At 63.2% G+C, this 14934-nt stretch carries 13 protein-coding genes; 2 read left to right on the forward strand and 11 right to left on the reverse strand.

The genetic code is table 11. The features are described from left to right. From ACEW7X_RS16740 to oppB, 3 genes are read right to left on the reverse strand one after another with little or no spacing between them, the layout of a single operon-like run. A complete protein-coding gene (locus ACEW7X_RS16740) occupies nt 1–1686 on the reverse strand; it encodes an ABC transporter ATP-binding protein (protein ID WP_416054066.1) in 1686 nt (561 codons plus the stop codon). 26 nt (nt 1687–1712) lie between these two features. Further along, nucleotides 1713–2612: an ABC transporter permease subunit gene (locus ACEW7X_RS16745; protein ID WP_127775454.1), complete on the reverse strand. Its 900-nt coding sequence runs from the start codon at nt 2610–2612 to the stop codon at nt 1713–1715. Between the two features lie 5 nt (nt 2613–2617). After that, the gene (oppB, locus tag ACEW7X_RS16750) at nt 2618–3544 is read right to left on the reverse strand and encodes an oligopeptide ABC transporter permease OppB (RefSeq protein WP_068373443.1); all 927 of its coding nucleotides are present in this window, start codon (nt 3542–3544) and stop codon (nt 2618–2620) included. A gap of 303 nt (nt 3545–3847) precedes the next feature. Between oppB and queC the strand changes: the two genes are divergently transcribed. Continuing rightward, the gene (gene queC / locus ACEW7X_RS16755) at nt 3848–4567 is read left to right on the forward strand and encodes a 7-cyano-7-deazaguanine synthase QueC (RefSeq protein ID WP_068373346.1); all 720 of its coding nucleotides are present in this window, start codon (nt 3848–3850) and stop codon (nt 4565–4567) included. A 30-nt stretch (nt 4568–4597) separates the two neighbouring features. Here queC and ACEW7X_RS16760 read toward each other — a convergent pair whose 3' ends face one another. From ACEW7X_RS16760 to ACEW7X_RS16775, 4 genes are all read right to left on the reverse strand, one after another. Next, entirely contained in the window at nt 4598–5467 is an 870-nt protein-coding gene (locus ACEW7X_RS16760; RefSeq protein WP_068373349.1) for a hypothetical protein, read from the reverse strand. A 552-nt stretch (nt 5468–6019) separates the two neighbouring features. Continuing rightward, complete coding sequence (locus ACEW7X_RS16765) at nt 6020–7528, reverse strand: tripartite tricarboxylate transporter permease (protein ID WP_420177447.1); 1509 nt, start codon at nt 7526–7528, stop codon at nt 6020–6022. Between the two features lies 1 nt (nt 7529). Then, a complete protein-coding gene (locus tag ACEW7X_RS16770) occupies nt 7530–8015 on the reverse strand; it encodes a tripartite tricarboxylate transporter TctB family protein (protein WP_134838948.1) in 486 nt (161 codons plus the stop codon). 140 nt (nt 8016–8155) lie between these two features. Next, the gene (locus ACEW7X_RS16775; protein WP_420177448.1) at nt 8156–9160 is read right to left on the reverse strand and encodes a tripartite tricarboxylate transporter substrate binding protein; all 1005 of its coding nucleotides are present in this window, start codon (nt 9158–9160) and stop codon (nt 8156–8158) included. A gap of 285 nt (nt 9161–9445) precedes the next feature. Here ACEW7X_RS16775 and ACEW7X_RS16780 point away from each other — a divergent pair, with 285 nt between their 5' ends. Next, entirely contained in the window at nt 9446–10231 is a 786-nt protein-coding gene (locus tag ACEW7X_RS16780; RefSeq protein WP_420177449.1) for an IclR family transcriptional regulator, read from the forward strand. 100 nt (nt 10232–10331) lie between these two features. Here ACEW7X_RS16780 and ACEW7X_RS16785 read toward each other — a convergent pair whose 3' ends face one another. The 4 genes from ACEW7X_RS16785 to ACEW7X_RS16800 all read right to left on the reverse strand — a co-directional run bounded on the left by ACEW7X_RS16785 (nt 10332) and on the right by ACEW7X_RS16800 (nt 14859). Further along, nucleotides 10332–11735 (reverse strand): MFS transporter, encoded by a 1404-nt coding sequence (locus ACEW7X_RS16785; RefSeq protein WP_068373362.1) that lies wholly within the window; start codon nt 11733–11735, stop codon nt 10332–10334. Between the two features lie 933 nt (nt 11736–12668). Beyond that, nucleotides 12669–13085, reverse strand: a complete 417-nt coding sequence (locus ACEW7X_RS16790; RefSeq protein WP_068373449.1) for a DoxX family protein — start codon at nt 13083–13085, stop codon at nt 12669–12671. Nucleotides 13086–13183: 98 nt separating this feature from the next. After that, nucleotides 13184–14017, reverse strand: a complete 834-nt coding sequence (locus tag ACEW7X_RS16795; protein ID WP_420177450.1) for a dioxygenase — start codon at nt 14015–14017, stop codon at nt 13184–13186. A 326-nt stretch (nt 14018–14343) separates the two neighbouring features. Next, on the reverse strand, nt 14344–14859 hold the full coding sequence (locus ACEW7X_RS16800) for a GNAT family N-acetyltransferase (protein ID WP_372726424.1): 516 nt from the start codon (nt 14857–14859) through the stop codon (nt 14344–14346). Nucleotides 14860–14934 lie beyond the last annotated feature (75 nt).

Below are 14934 nucleotides of genomic sequence, written 5' to 3' on the forward strand. Positions count from 1 at the left end.
TTATTGCTCCTGTCCGGAAACTCGGTGTTCCTGCGCGCCGTCGCGCCAGAACGCGGCAGCCAGCAGAGCCTTCGTGTAGGCATGCTGGGGCGCGGCAAAGATTTCGCTGGCCGTCCCCTGCTCGACCACTGCGCCGGCACGCATGACCAGCAAGGTGTCGGCCATGGCGCGGACCACGGCAAGGTCATGGCTGATGAACAGGTAGGACATCCGGTAGCGCTGCTGCAAGTCGCGCAGCAGGTCCAGCACCTCGGCCTGGACGGAACGGTCCAGCGCCGAGGTGGGCTCATCGAGCAACAGGAATTCCGGCCGCAGGATCACGGCCCGGGCGATGGCAATGCGCTGGCGCTGCCCGCCCGAGAACTCATGCGGATAGCGATTGCGCATCGCCGGGTCCAGACGCACGTCGCTCATGGCCTGGGCAATGCTGCGCTCGCGTTCCGCCCGGCCCAGCTGCGGCTCGTGCACGCGCAGTCCTTCACCGATGATATCGCCCACCGTCATGCGCGGCGACAGTGAACCAAAGGGGTCCTGGAACACTACCTGCATGCGCCGCCGCAAGGGCCGCATCGCGGCAGGGCTCAGGCGGGCCAGGTCGGCAGTATCGAAACGCCGGGTGCCCTGCGCCGGCAGCAGGTTCAGCAAGGCCCGGCCCAGCGTGGACTTGCCCGAACCCGATTCGCCGACAATGCCCACGGTTTCCCCCCGGCGCACATCCAGGCTGACGCCATGCACCGCAACGAAGCGCTCCGGCCGGCGGAACAGGCCACGCCGCAGCGGAAATGCCACTTCGATATCGCGCGCTTGCAGCAATACCGGCGCATCGGGATCGACCGGCGGCTTCGTGCCATGCGGTTCCGCCGCCAGCAACATGCGCGTGTACGCCTGGCGCGGCTGGCTGAACACCCGTGCACAGGGCCCCTGCTCGACCATCTCGCCGCCACGCATGACGCAAACCGTATCCGCGACATGGCGCACCATGCCAAGGTCATGGGTAATCAGCAACACCGCCAGGCCCAGCCTTTGCTGCAAGTCGCGCAGCAATGCCAGGATCTGCGCCTGTACCGTGACATCCAGCGCCGTGGTCGGCTCGTCCGCAACCAGTACCTTGGGGCCGCAGGCCAATGCCATGGCAATAACCACGCGCTGGCGCTGGCCGCCCGACAACTCATGCGGATAGCTGCGGTAGCGCCGCTCCGGTTCCGGAATGCCGACCTGCTGCAATAATTCGATGACCCGCGCCCGCGCCGCCTGGCCGCGCAGCGCGGTATGCCGATAGAGCGACTCACGGATCTGCAAGCCGATGCGCATCATGGGGTTGAGTGCCGTCATGGGTTCCTGGAACACCATGGCGATTTCGTTGCCACGCAGCTGGCGCATACGGGCTTCCGGCAATTTCAGCAGCAGTTCGCCCTGGTATTCGATGCGGCCGGTCAGGGCAGCGCTGTCGGGCAGCAGGCGCATGAGCGCATAGGCCGTCACTGATTTTCCCGAGCCGGATTCGCCCACCAGCGCCAGCGTCTGTCCGGCACGCAGGTCGAAGCCAACGGAACGCACCGCCTGTACCGGGCCGTCCGCCGTATTGAAGGTCACGCCCAGGCCACGCACCCGCACCAGCACGTCGCCCAACCCGTCCGCCGAAGACTGCGCTGCCCCACCGCAGGGCTTGCCCTCCCGATCAAGCATGCCTTCCATGGTTTCGTGCGCCTCCATCAGCGGCTGCGGGGGTCCAGCGCGTCGCGCAGACCGTCCCCGAGAAAATTGAGGCAGAACAGAGTCGTCGTCAGGAAAGCGGACGGCACCAGCAGCATCCAGGGCGCGCGCGCCATCATGTCCTTGCCCTCGCTGATGAGCGCTCCCCAGCTGGTCAGCGGTTCCTGCACGCCCAGGCCCAGGAACGACAGAAAGCTTTCCAGCAGGATGACCTTGGGCACCGTGAGCGTCAGGTAGATCATGACCGGCCCCAGCAGATTAGGAATGATGTGACGCAGGATGATGTCCCGGCTGCGTACCCCCAGCGCCTGGGCCGCTTCGACAAACTCGCGGCGCTTGAGCGACAGGGTCTGGCCGCGCACGATACGCGCCATATCCAGCCACTCGACCGCCCCGATGGCCACATAGATCAGCAGGATATTGCGGCCGAACACCACCATCATCAGGATGACCAGGAACAGGAACGGCAAGGAATACAGGATGTCGACAAAACGCATCATCAAGGTATCCACACGCCCGCCGGCAAACCCGGCCACCGCTCCGTACAATACGCCGACCAGCAACGCCACGATGCTGGCCACCAGCGCCACCGACAAAGACACCTGGCCACCATAGAACGTGCGCGTGAGCAGATCCCGGCCATTGGCATCGGTACCCGCCAGGTGCCCGCTATCCCAGGAAGGCGGCGCGCGGAACGCGGCCCAATCGACTTCATCCAGTTGCCAGCCGGTCAGCCAGGGGCCGACCACGCATACCACGGCGATCAGGCACAGCAAGCCCAGGCTGACCATGGCCGCACGGTTGGCGCGCAAGCGCCGCCAGGCGTCATGCGCCAGGCTCCGGCCCACCGGCGCTGGCGGCAGCGCGGCGGTTTCCTGCGTGGAATCATTTGCCATCATATGCATCAGTCCTCATAGCGTATCTGCGGATTGAGCAGGCCATACAGCAAATCCACCAGCAGGTTGAACAGCACGATCAGCACGCCGTAGAACACCACGACGCCCATGACCAGCGTGTAATCGCGGCTGAGCGCCGCCTGGACAAAATAGCGGCCGATGCCGGGCAGCCCGAAAATCTGCTCGATCACCACCGACCCCGTCACGATGCCCACCATGGCCGGCCCGAGATAGGACAGCAATGGCGCCAGCGCCGGGCGCAGGGCATGATGCAGCACCACCTCAATGGCCGACAGGCCCTTGGCGCGTGCCGTGCGGATATGCGGGCTGTTCATGGTTTCTATCATGCTGCCGCGCATCAGCCTGGCGATATACGCGACTTGCGGAATCGCCAGCGCCACGACGGGCAGCAGGATGTAGCGCCACTGGCCGTCGCCCCAGCCTCCGGCCGGCAACCAGCCCAAGGTCACGCTGAACAGCAGCGCCAGGACCGGGGCGACGACAAAATTCGGGACGGCAATGCCGGCCAGCGCTACCCCCATGACCGCATGGTCGGTCGCCCGGTTATGACGCATGGCGGCCCAGATGCCCAATGGCACACCCACCAACAGCGCCAGCGCCATGGCCCACAGCCCCAGGCGCGCGCTCACGGGAAAACCGGTCGCGATCAGGTCATTGACGCTGCGGTCGCGATACTTGAACGAAGGCCCGAGATCGCCTTGCGCCAGGTTGCCCAGATAAAGGAAGTACTGCGTCAGCAGCGGCTGGTCCAGGTGATAGGCCGCCTTCAGGTTCGCCTCGATTTCCGGTGGCGCCTGGATGTCGCTGTCGAACGGCCCGCCGGGTGCCAGCCGCATCAGGAAGAAAGAGAGAGTAATGACGAGCAGCAGCGTGGGCACGGCCTGCAGCAACCGCCTGAAAATATAAAGAACCATGTACGTCGCCTTGAGGGAACCTGCCCAGGGCGTCGCCTGCCACTGGCGGCTGCCTGCCGCCAGTGCGGGCGCCAACGCCCCCTGGTTGGTTTTCCGCGCCAGCGTGCCTGGGGCCCTGTTGACACTTCTGCCTGGAAAACAGGGCCATTACACCACGAAGCGCAAACCCGGCGCAGCGCCAGCCATGCGTTGCCCGTACACGGCGCGGCAGGCCGGCGGCGGCTGCCAAACCGGATGCGCCCATATAAGTAGTTTCAGCTAAAATAAACCAAAAAATGTGAAGATAATCCTAGGATGACAAACATGATTCCTCTCCGGGAAAAACGCGCACTGGTTCTCTTCTCGGGAGGACAGGATTCGGCCACTTGCCTGGCATGGGCGCTGAGCCGCTATCAGCATGTCGAGACCCTGGGCTTCGACTACGGTCAGCGCCACCGGGTGGAACTCGACTGCCGTACCCGGCTGCGCAAGCTCGTCGCCGACATGAATCCGGACTGGGCACCGCGCCTGGCGGAAGACCATCTGCTGCCGGTAGACTTTTTCCGGCACCTGGGCCAGACCGCCATGACGGATGACGTCGCCATCACCATGCAGGCTGATGGCCTGCCCAATACCTTCGTACCCGGGCGCAATCTACTGTTCCTGACGCTGGCGGCGGCCCTGGCCTACCGGCGCAACCTGAATGTGCTCATAGGCGGCATGACGGAAGCCGACTATTCCGGCTATCCCGATTGCCGCGACAACACCATGAAAGCCCTGCAAGTGGCGCTCAGCCTGGGCATAGACCGACAGCTCACCATCGAAACCCCGCTGATGTGGCTGGACAAGACGGAAATCTGGGATCTGGCCTGGCGCCTGGGCGGCGACGTGCTGGTGGAAACCATCCGCCAGGAATCCCATACCTGCTACCTGGGCACCCGCGACACCCTGCACAGCTGGGGCTACGGCTGCGGCAGCTGCCCGGCCTGCACCTTGCGGGCACGCGGCTATGTGCGCTGGGCGGCCAACCGGCTGGTCGCCTGACAACCACCGCGAGACGTCGCTGGACGCCGCTCAGGCAGCGTCCAGTTCCACCCAGTAGCCACTGATCAGTTCCGCCGGACGGCGCATGGCCTGCACGCGAGCCGACACATCCCAGGCGTCGAAACGCACGCAGAGGCCCGCATAGACGCCATGGCCTTCGCCGGCTTCCAGTATCCCGGGGGTTTCTATGCCTTCCCCGGCGCGGATGGCACTACCGGCGCGGATGTCATCCCCAGCCTTGATGCCCCAGCCGGCATCCAGGTAATCCGCCACGTCGATGCCTGCACCGGCAATCAAACCGCGCGTGATCTTCAGGGAACCCGCCACCGCAATCCTGCCGCCCACCTTGACGCCCTGCTGGCAAACCAGGCCGGCGCCGGCTTCAAGATCCGCCCCGACCTGCAGATCGCCGCCCACCTGGGCCTCGCCCGTCACATTGAAATCCCACTGCGCACGCAACTGGCCGCCGCATTGCAGCTTGCCGCCCACTTCCAGGCCCCAGCCGGCCTTCACATCCCCCGTCACGCGCATATCGCCCGCGCAGCGGATACCGCCCTCGGCCATGACATCGCCCCCCGCCTGCACGATATCCGCGCGGATGCTGCCCTGCGTGCGGATACTGCGTCCGGTACGCACGATCGCATCGACTTCTATGCCCTGGCGCACGATCAGGTCGCCCGCGAAAATCATCGCATTGGCTTCCACCGCGTCGACGCTGCGCACGGCATCTATGGGACCGAATTGATCCAGCAACCAGCAGGCGTCCTCGATGCGGCCCGCGGCCACCAGCGCATCAAGCAATTGCTGGTATTCCCCCTGCCCATTGTGATCACGGATGAACCAGCGATAGCCGGCGGCGCAGGGTTGCTTGGCTTTGACGAAATTCTTGGTGAGTTGCATAGTGCCCGTGCTGCCGCATCGCGCCTGTGCGAAATGGCAGCCCATAGATGTGCTTGCGAGAATAAGCGGCCCAGGCCCGGCATCCAGGCCGGCGGCAGCGAATCAGGGGAATGACGCCAGCAAGGCGCCACGGCAGGTCGCGCGTGGCGCGTCAGCCAGGCTTGGCACGGGCAAAGGTGGAGCGGAACGCCAGTTCCTGCGGGTCTTCCGGCCACCAGCGAGTTTGCGCAACAACGCCCGGCGTGAACCTGCCACGGCCGGCATAACGATGTTTGAACGAAGTCGAAGAGCGGCGAACCGCAAGCGCAGACACGGGAACCGGAAGAACGGAAAGAGGAAGACGGTGAACCGGAGGGCAGAAACTACACAGCCGCCAGAATTGCGCGGATGGGCAATGGGCGGCTGCTGCAGATGCGGATATCGTAGCAGGCTTGTGGATATCTTCACAAGCAAGCCTGGGAACTGACCGTGGCGGAGACGCCACTGCCAGCCCATGCCTGGCAGTGGCTGGCCGCCGGCCGCCGGCCGCAAGCGGCCAGGCGCCTGCAAGGCTCAGGCCGGCAGCGGACGGTGTCCGCTGCGACGGCTCTTCCACCACTGTGTTTGCGACACAATGGTGAACAGCAGCGCCAGTGCAATGCCCGCCGATAGCGGCGAAGTGACGAAACCCATCAGGAACTCGCCCGGGTTTTCACCGGCCGACAGCATGGCCTGGCGATATGAGCGGTCCATCAGCGGTCCCAGCACCATGCCGAGGATCACCGGCCCGACCTGGAAGCCGTAGATTTTCAGGAAATAGCCCAGTACGCCAAAGCCCAGCATCCAGTACACATCCATCGGGTTGTTGTTGATGGAGTAAGCCCCCACCACGGACAGCACCAGGATGATAGGCAGCAGGATACGCTTGGGCGTTTCGACCACCTTGGCAAACAGCTTGATGCCGGACAGCCCGAAAATGAGCAGGAAGATGTTGGCCAGCACGAGGCTGCCCACCGTGAACCAGAACAGGTGCGGCGTTTCTATCATCAGCATGGGGCCGGGCTTGAGGCCATGGATGTAGAGCGCCCCGATAATGATGGCCGTCACGGCATCGCCGGGAATGCCCAGCGTCAGCATGGGAATATAGGCCGCAGGAACGGCTGAATTGTTGGCGGTTTCCGGCGCGACAATACCTTCGTAGGCACCTTGGCCGAATGGCACTTCCGGATTCTTCACCACCCGGCGGGCATGGTCATAGGCCATCAGCGCCGCAATGTCCCCGCCCGCGCCGGGCAGGACGCCCACGCCTATGCCCACGGCAGAACTGCGCACCGTCAGCGGCAGGTACTTGCGGATCATTTTCCAGGGCGGAATGACCTTGCTGACATTCTGCTTGACCGTCTTCACATGCAATTCATGCAGCTGCGCCAGGATTTCCGCTACCCCGAAGAAACCGATCATCGCCGCGATGTAGGAAATTCCGGCGGTCAGTTCCAGGCTGCCGAAAGTAAAGCGCGGTTGTGCCGTCAAGGGGTCCAGCCCCACCGAACCGATCAGCACGCCCAACGCTCCGGCGAACATGCCCTTGGACAGCGACCCGCCAGACAGGCTGCCCACCAGCAACAGGCCCCAGGCAGCCAGCAGCAGGTATTCACGCGGCCCGAAGGTCAGCGCGAACTCCGACACGACGGGCGCGGCAATGGCCAGCACGGCGATGGCGATGAAACCGCCGATCACCGACACGACCGTCGTCAGGCCGATGGCCAGCCCAGCCTCGCCACGCTTGGCAATGGGGTAACCGTCCAGCGAGGTGGCGATCTGTGCCGGACCGCCAGGAATGTTCAACAGGATGGACGCGCGCGAACCGCCATAGACACCGCCCAGGTAGATACCGGCGATCAAGACCAGGGCTTCATTCACCGGCCACTTGAAGGTGAAGGAAATCAGGATGGAAACGGCCATGGTGACCGACAGCCCGGGAATCGCACCAATGTAGATGCCCGCGAACGTGCCTATGGCTGCCATCATCAGCAGCTTGGGGTCCGTCCAGGAAATCAGGAAATATTGCAGAGCATCATTCATTTCAGGCTCCTTGCCACCAGGTTCCGGCCGGCAGGATGACGGAGAACAGCGTTTCGAATACCAGATGGATCACGCCCAGGAATAGCGCCGGAACCAGCAGCGTGACCCACAACCGTCGGCTGCCCAGCAGCAGCATGGTGCTTACCAGGAACAGGTAGGACGACGCCAGAAAGCCCATGCGCTCCATCAGCACCATATAGACCAGCATGGCCAGGCTGACCCACAGCACGACGGGCGGCAGTACCTTGCTGCGGAAGACCGCGACCACGGAGCCGCTGAACGCCGGCTTTGCCTTGAAGGCGCGCCAGACGAATTGCAGCGCGCAGACCACCATCAGGAAAGCGGCAGCCATCGGGAACGAACCGGCGGACGCCAGCGATTCAAAGCCGGAAATCTCGTAGGCATGCCACAACAGGAAGACTGCGAGTCCCAGCAGCAGGACGACGAATACCAGTTCGCCCGCCTGGCGTTGTGCTTGTTGCTTCATCAGATATCTCTCTTTTCCGGGCGGCCAGACAAGACATCCGGCAAGCGTTCGATGCACTTGCCGGATGGGCTGCTGGCCTGTTGCCGGAACACAGGCGACAGCGCCCGCCAGGCATGGCGAGCACGGCCGCAAAGCCAGGCTCAGGGTTTCGGAATGCCCAGGGCTCCGGGGCTGGTTTTGGCAGCGCCGACCGAGTCATACAACCAGGCCGTGGTGGATTGCCACTTGTCGAGGAAATCCTGGGCCTCGGCGCCGCTCAGGTTCAGGACGCGCGTGCCGCGGTCCTCGTTGAACTTGAGGTAATCCGGGGACGCGGCAGCCTTGGCAAATGCATCGGAAAGCTTTGCCTTGACCGCGTCAGGCGTTTCCTTGCGGACGAATACCCCGTAGAACGGCCCCCAGGGCAGGTGCCGCTCCAGGCCAGCCAGCGCCGGTGCTTCGGTCATCGGAGGAATGTCGCCGAACGGTTCGGTGCGCAACACTCCCAGCGCTTTCAGTCGTCCGGCCTTGACGTGCTCCAGCACTGCGCCCGAGGCAATGAAGCCGATGTCGGCATGGCCCCCCTGCAGCGCCGCAATGGCAGGGCCGTCCCCGTCGAACGGCACCAGCGTCGTTTCAAACGGCGTGACATCGTTGATCATCGCGTTGATCGTAAACGGCACTGTCCCCTGGCCCGCGATGTACTGTTTGAGCTTCTTCGGGTTGGCCTTGACGTAGTCGAACAGCTCCTGCGTGGTATTGGCAGGCACCTTGGGATTGGCCACCAGCAGGATGGAGTCGTTGATCGACACGATATTGATCGGCGTGAACTCCTGGAAGTCGAATGGCGCCAGATTCAAGACGCGGAACAGCGCCTGGGGCTCGGCCGCCATCAGCACGGTATAGCCGTCGGGCTGCTGGCGCAGCACGAAGTTCGCCCCCACTGCGCCCGATCCGCCTGTGCGGTTCTGGATCACCAGCTTCTTGCCCAGTTCGTCCTCGGCCAGCGGCGCCAGCGCGCGCATGGCCACGTCGGTGGCGCCCCCGGCCCCCCATGGCACGATGGCCGTAATGTCACGGCGCGGATAATCATCGGCCTGTGCCGGCGCAGCGGCCGCGCCCAGGATACCTGCCAGCGCAAATGCGCCCAAACAGCGTTTGAACATTGCCATTCCTCTCATCCCCTTTGCATGTAATGGCTCGCCGCCTGGATACCGATGGAAGCGGAACCTTGTTAATATTTGGAATTGGATTCTATTTGAAACAAGATTCACCCAAGCAACCATCCGGGATTGCCCTAATTCAGCGTATTTTCAGCTTGAGCGGATAGCGCCGCGTGCGGCGCTGCCGCCATCAGACTTCCGCCACACAGCCTTGCAAAACGCCGGACCGCATACGTAAGATGCCGTTTCTCCGCTGTGAGAAAGCCTTATTTGATAGGATCGTTGCACATGCTTCCCTCCCGCGACCGAGCCCTGCGAGTCGTCGAACTGCTGGCCCACGCCCCCGATGGGCTGCCGATGTCGGAAATCGCGGAAACCCTTGCCATCCCCAAAACAGCCATCCACAGGCTGCTGGGCGACCTGCAGCAGATGGGCTATGTCAGCCACCTGCATGATGGCCGCTTCTGCCTGACCGTGAAGATCATTTCCATCGCCCTGGATTACCTGGCAGCCACCGGCCTGACCGATGCCGTGCAACCCCCGCTGGACCGCATTGCGCAGCAAAGTGGCGAACTGGCCCGCCTGGCGCTGGTTAACGGTGAACAACTGATCTGGATTGCCAAGGCCCAGGGCGCGGGCCCCGGCCTGCGCTACGAGCCAGGGCCCGGCTGCGTGGTGAACCTGTCGGCCACGGCAACCGGCCTGGCATGGCTGGCTACCCTGCCGGAAGACCAGGCACTACGGCTGATCGCCGAGCAGGGCCTGGCCCCCGAACCGGCCCAGGGGCCGTGCGCGCCCCGCTCCATCCAGGACGTGCTGGCACGCCTGGACATCGTGCGTACCCAGGGCTACGCCACCGTATGCGATGCCAACGAAAACGGCATGAGCGCGCTGGCCGTACCGGTCTTCGCCGCCGCCGGAGGCCATGCGCTGGGTTCGCTGTGCATTACCGGCCCGTCCTTCCGCTTCACCACCGACGAGATGCAGGCGCTGATCCCCGCCGCCCTGGCTACCGCCGCAGCCCTGAGCCGGGCCAGCCGCGAATCACCCTTGATGGGCCGCGGACCGGCCTAGCCTTGCCCGCACGCGCCCGGGTACCTTCCACGCACCCGGCGCGCAAAAAAGAGGCCAGCCTCGCGGCTGGCCTCTTCATTCATGCAGGCAACGACATGCTTCAACCCTTGGCAGCCCGCCCTTCGGCAATGGCCTGGGCACGCAGGCGGTCGTATTCATCCTTGGGCACCGGCTTGGCGTCCGGCTCACCCAGTTCCTGACTGCGGATGCGATAGGTTTCACGCGCCGTCCAGGCTGCCATGGCTGCGATCACCGTCACGGCAAACGTGATGGAACCGACGATCATCGGAATACTGCGCGACTCGGGCGGAGCCACCATGGTGAACAGCGCAGGCAGCAGGGCCGAGATGGTCGTGCCGGTGTTCTGCGCAATCGCCATGGCCGACACACGGGTACGGGCCGGGAACAGCTCGGGAAAGAAGCTCGGGAAGATGGCGTTGTAACCCTGATAGACCACGCCCCACATCAACAGCGAGAAAGTAATGGCCAGCGGCACGCTCTTGATGCTGATGGCATACAGGTAGGCGAAAGCCAGCAGGCCGGACACCAGGGCACCGATGATGATAGGCGGACGGCGGCCGATACGGTCGGACAGGTTGCCCACGAACGGAATGATCAGGACAGCCAGACAGTTACCGAGCACGGGAATCCACAGGTAGACGTCCTTCGCGAAACCGATGCCATAGGCCGGCTGCACCGCGTAGGCGGCGCCGAAAATCGTGGCGATCACCGGAATGACGTTCATGAGCGCCATGCAAGCCACGCGCACCATGTCGCGCCAGTAATGCTTGAAGGCCTCCACGATAGGCGCACGCGGCGGGGCGCCATCCTTGGTTTCTGCACGGAAGATCGGCGTTTCGGCAACCTTGCGGCGTATCACGTAACCCAGGATGATCACGACGAAGCTCAGCAGGAACGGAATCCGCCAGCCCCAGCTGTTAAAGGCCTCGTCCGGCATATAGTGCGCCAGCGGCAGGAAGACGGCAGCCGCCAGGATCTGACCAACCTGCACGCCCTGCAGCGTGAAGCTGGCAAAAAAGCCGCGCCGGCCGAAGGGCGAGTGCTCGAGAATCATGGAGCTGGCCCCGGAAATCTCGCCCGCCACCGCAAAGCCCTGCACCAGGCGCAGCAGCACCAGCAGCGTAGGCGCCAACAGGCCAGCCTGGTCATACGTCGGCAGCAAGCCTACGGCGATGGTCGAGAAGCCCATGAGGAACATGCACGTCAAGAGCACATTCTTGCGGCCCCGCGTATCTCCCCAGTGGCCCAGCACGAAAGCGCCGATGGGACGGGCGACATAGCCCACGCCATAAGTCGCCAGCGAAGCAACGATGGCGACCTTGGGGTCAGTACTAGGAAAGAAGATTTGCGGAAATACCAATGCCGCTGCCGTGGCATAGATGAAAAAATCGTAGTATTCGAGTACCGATCCCAGCCAGCCACTGGCCGTTGCACGGCGGGTCTGAACAGCATGCTCGGTATGCCCGGTGTCGCGTTTTGTCATATGTGCTCCTGTGTTCCACCCTCTCGAGGGCCGGACCTGCTGGTCAGTGCCAGCGTCTATACCCATTTTTATGCCAGGCCGGGGCTATGTCACGCCTGACAAAATCCGGAATAAGATTCCTATTTCCGGATTTTTCCTTATTTTTGGAAATTGGAACTGGATTCTAAATTACGAAGCTTGCAGGAGGCTGAATCCGTTCCCAACAAATTCCACTATCAGTTATGCCGGGAATTCATCAGCGCGACTTCCGCCTGTGGATAAAAGTGTGAAGAACCTTGTCCGCAGACAACGCTGGAAGTCCGTACAGTATCCTGGCTCCATGCCAACAGCAGGTATCGGTCGCGCGCTGCTCCCATCCCGCCGGACAGGAAACAGCCGGTTCCGGCACCCGGCCCTGAACCGCCGCACCGGCCCCCAATGCATCGCACCGGCAAGCCCGTTCCGCCCCTTCCATGCTGGCCCTGCTCCCTCAAGATTTGCTATCGGGACTTACACCAAGGCCTGAAAACCCGCATGGAATATGGCTTTCTTTCGATATACCGGCCGACACCACCAGTTGCCCCCGGCGCCGGAAGCTACCACTTGCAGCGGCCAGCCAATGAGGCCAGTTGTCCGGTCTTGCACGCAAAATGACGCATTGCCTGCACGATATTCATGGCTTCCAGGTGCTACCGGCACACGAAGAAAAAAGTTATCAACAGGCGGGGTGCAGAAACGCAGCAATATCTGCCTGATCTGTGGATAACTTCACGGCAAGCTAAAAAAATGCCGGCCCGTTGAAACGGGACGGCATATTCCAGGCGGGCCAGCTCAGTCTGTCTCAGCGCCGCTCTTATCCCGCGGCCCCGACATATAGACGCATCATTAGGAATGGCCGGGCTTATCCTGCGATAAGCCCGGCCATCGGCATAAGCTGCGCCCGCGCAGTACTGATCAGCGGGAGCGTTTCAGCGCGTAGGCACCATCTCCCAGCAGCGCCAGCGTCGCTGCCGCGACAGCCAGGAACACCGGATATTCCCAGCCCCCATTGGGATTGCTGAAGCTCCAGCCATTGGCAAAATGCACACTGGCCGCCGCGAACAGTTGCACAGCCGCCAGGGCGGCCACCCAACGCGGGAAGATGCCGAGGATGAGCGCAACGCCGCCAAGCAATTCAAACGCAGTGACCGGATAGGCCATCCAGCCGGGGAACCCCACCGATTCGAAAAATCCGGCCGTCCCAGGCAGCGTGAAAACCAGCAGCTTGGTCAGGCCATGGGCCAGATACATGGCCCCCAGGGCCAAACGCAGCAACAGGGCGGCGTACGGTGCCGTATTCAGTGCCACGGCGGTTTGTTGACGATCATTCATGATTTCTTCCTTGATGTGATTTTCCGGGGGCCCCGGCACCCTGCCGGCGCCCGCCTCTTGTTGCTCTTCCGCCGCCTGCGACGACAGACGTACCTGACTTACTTGCCTGCCGCACCGGCGACATTCACCAACGGCGCTCCCCAGGCATAGGATTCCATCGCCAGCACGCCATACGTAACACCGCCATCGAAAACCTGCGCCGCTTCGTCATCATCCGTCGCACCGGCCGCAATCAGCAGTGGCAGGAAGTGCTCTTCGGTCGGATGCGAGCGCACGGCGTCCGGTGCCAGGCGCCGGTAATCGGCCAGGCGGTCCCAGTTGCGCGCCTGTACCGCCGCACGCACCCAGCTGGTGAAGGCCAGCGCATACATCTCGGCATCACCGGTGCCGGATGCACTGGCCTCGCGCCTGATCTCATATAAATTATGGGTCAGGCTGCCGGAAGCCAGGATCAACACACCTTCATCGCGCAGCGGCCGCAAGGCCCGGCCCAGGGCCAGCGCTGCACGCGTATCCAGCGGATAAGGCATGGCAATCTGGAACACGGGCACATCGGCATTCGGGTACAGATAACGCAAAGGCACCCAGGCGCCGTGATCAAGACCGCGTGCTTCGTCCAGGCCGGTAGCGAAGCCCGCCTCACCCAGCAGGCCAGCCACCCGCGCCGCCAATTCCGGCGCTCCCTGGGCGGGATACTGCAGGGTATACAGTTCAGCCGGAAATCCGCCGAAATCATGGATGGTTTCCTGTTGCCGCGCAGCACTGATCAAAGCGCCCCCGCGGGTCATCCAATGCGGGGAAATAACCACGATGGCGGCCGGACGCGGCATACTCGCCCCCAACGCCTGCAGTTGCGGGCCAGCCAGGCCGGGTTCCACGGCAAACGTCGGCGATCCGTGGGAAACGAACAGCACGGCTTGTTTGGCAGACATGATTCACTCCTTTGTCAGCCCGATGCCACTGGCCTTCTATGACAAGGCGCAACGTACCGGGCGGGTGGCAATCACCGGTGCAATCACCGGTGTCCTGGCGCTGCCGAAACAGGGTTCATACAGTGCAGGACCAATGAAGTGAATTGTAGATATGAAGGAACTGGCAATAAATATGCATTAAAACAATTCAATGTCTCTATTTTCGAGACAATTGCGCGGTTCAATCCCCGCTTTCCATGCCTGAGGAGGCAAGCTGTCAGCCGCGTGCCTGTGCCTACCATTGCGCGGCTGACGCCCCCCAGGAAGCGCCAGCCGCCAGGCAACCATCAGAGCGCCAGCGTCATCCAACTGGCGCCCGTACCATACCCAGCCAGCTTGTCCGCAACAGGGCTGCCCGGCGTGACAGTCACGGGTTCGAATCCGTGGCGCGACCAGTAGCGGCAGGCATGGGCCAGCGATACCAGGGCAGCACGGCGCATGCCGGCCATGCGCGCCCATTGCCGGCCAAAGGCCAGCATGCTGCTTGCCACGCCGCGTCCGGCCATGCGGGGCGCAACCGCGCAATCATGCAGGAACCAGGTGTCCGCCGGCTGGGGCAGCGTCTCCAGCCGCGCATTGAGCGCCGGGGGCAGGCCTGCATCCCAAGGATAGGAAATCAGATAGCCGCACACTTGCGCATCATCGGCGCGCGCCACCCAGCAACTTGCCTGCGCCAGTGCCAGGCGATTGGCATAGAAATCAGCATCTTCCAGCAGATCGGCGTCATAGACCTGCGCCTGCAAAGCCAGCACGGCATCCAGGTCTGCCAGACTCATGGTCTCGATCTGAACCGACATCATCACACTCCATAAAAAAACAAACCCCCATGCCGCCCGAGGCAACATGGGGGAGTCAAGTCCGCCGCACCAGGAGCGCGG

Origin of the sequence: Kerstersia gyiorum (assembly GCF_048595715.1) — a bacterium.
GTDB lineage: Bacteria > Pseudomonadota > Gammaproteobacteria > Burkholderiales > Burkholderiaceae_B > Kerstersia > Kerstersia gyiorum.

What these genes read in the sequence shown, in the direction of transcription:
- ACEW7X_RS16740 (WP_416054066.1), bottom strand. Translation starts at nt 1,686, where the DNA reads ATGCTTGATCGGGAGGGCAAGCCCTGCGGTGGGGCAGCGCAGTCTTCG.
- ACEW7X_RS16745 (WP_127775454.1), bottom strand. Translation starts at nt 2,612, where the DNA reads ATGATGGCAAATGATTCCACGCAGGAAACCGCCGCGCTGCCGCCAGCG.
- oppB (WP_068373443.1), bottom strand. Translation starts at nt 3,544, where the DNA reads ATGGTTCTTTATATTTTCAGGCGGTTGCTGCAGGCCGTGCCCACGCTG.
- queC (WP_068373346.1), top strand. Translation starts at nt 3,848, where the DNA reads ATGATTCCTCTCCGGGAAAAACGCGCACTGGTTCTCTTCTCGGGAGGA.
- ACEW7X_RS16760 (WP_068373349.1), bottom strand. Translation starts at nt 5,467, where the DNA reads ATGCAACTCACCAAGAATTTCGTCAAAGCCAAGCAACCCTGCGCCGCC.
- ACEW7X_RS16765 (WP_420177447.1), bottom strand. Translation starts at nt 7,528, where the DNA reads ATGAATGATGCTCTGCAATATTTCCTGATTTCCTGGACGGACCCCAAG.
- ACEW7X_RS16770 (WP_134838948.1), bottom strand. Translation starts at nt 8,015, where the DNA reads ATGAAGCAACAAGCACAACGCCAGGCGGGCGAACTGGTATTCGTCGTC.
- ACEW7X_RS16775 (WP_420177448.1), bottom strand. Translation starts at nt 9,160, where the DNA reads ATGTTCAAACGCTGTTTGGGCGCATTTGCGCTGGCAGGTATCCTGGGC.
- ACEW7X_RS16780 (WP_420177449.1), top strand. Translation starts at nt 9,446, where the DNA reads ATGCTTCCCTCCCGCGACCGAGCCCTGCGAGTCGTCGAACTGCTGGCC.
- ACEW7X_RS16785 (WP_068373362.1), bottom strand. Translation starts at nt 11,735, where the DNA reads ATGACAAAACGCGACACCGGGCATACCGAGCATGCTGTTCAGACCCGC.
- ACEW7X_RS16790 (WP_068373449.1), bottom strand. Translation starts at nt 13,085, where the DNA reads ATGAATGATCGTCAACAAACCGCCGTGGCACTGAATACGGCACCGTAC.
- ACEW7X_RS16795 (WP_420177450.1), bottom strand. Translation starts at nt 14,017, where the DNA reads ATGTCTGCCAAACAAGCCGTGCTGTTCGTTTCCCACGGATCGCCGACG.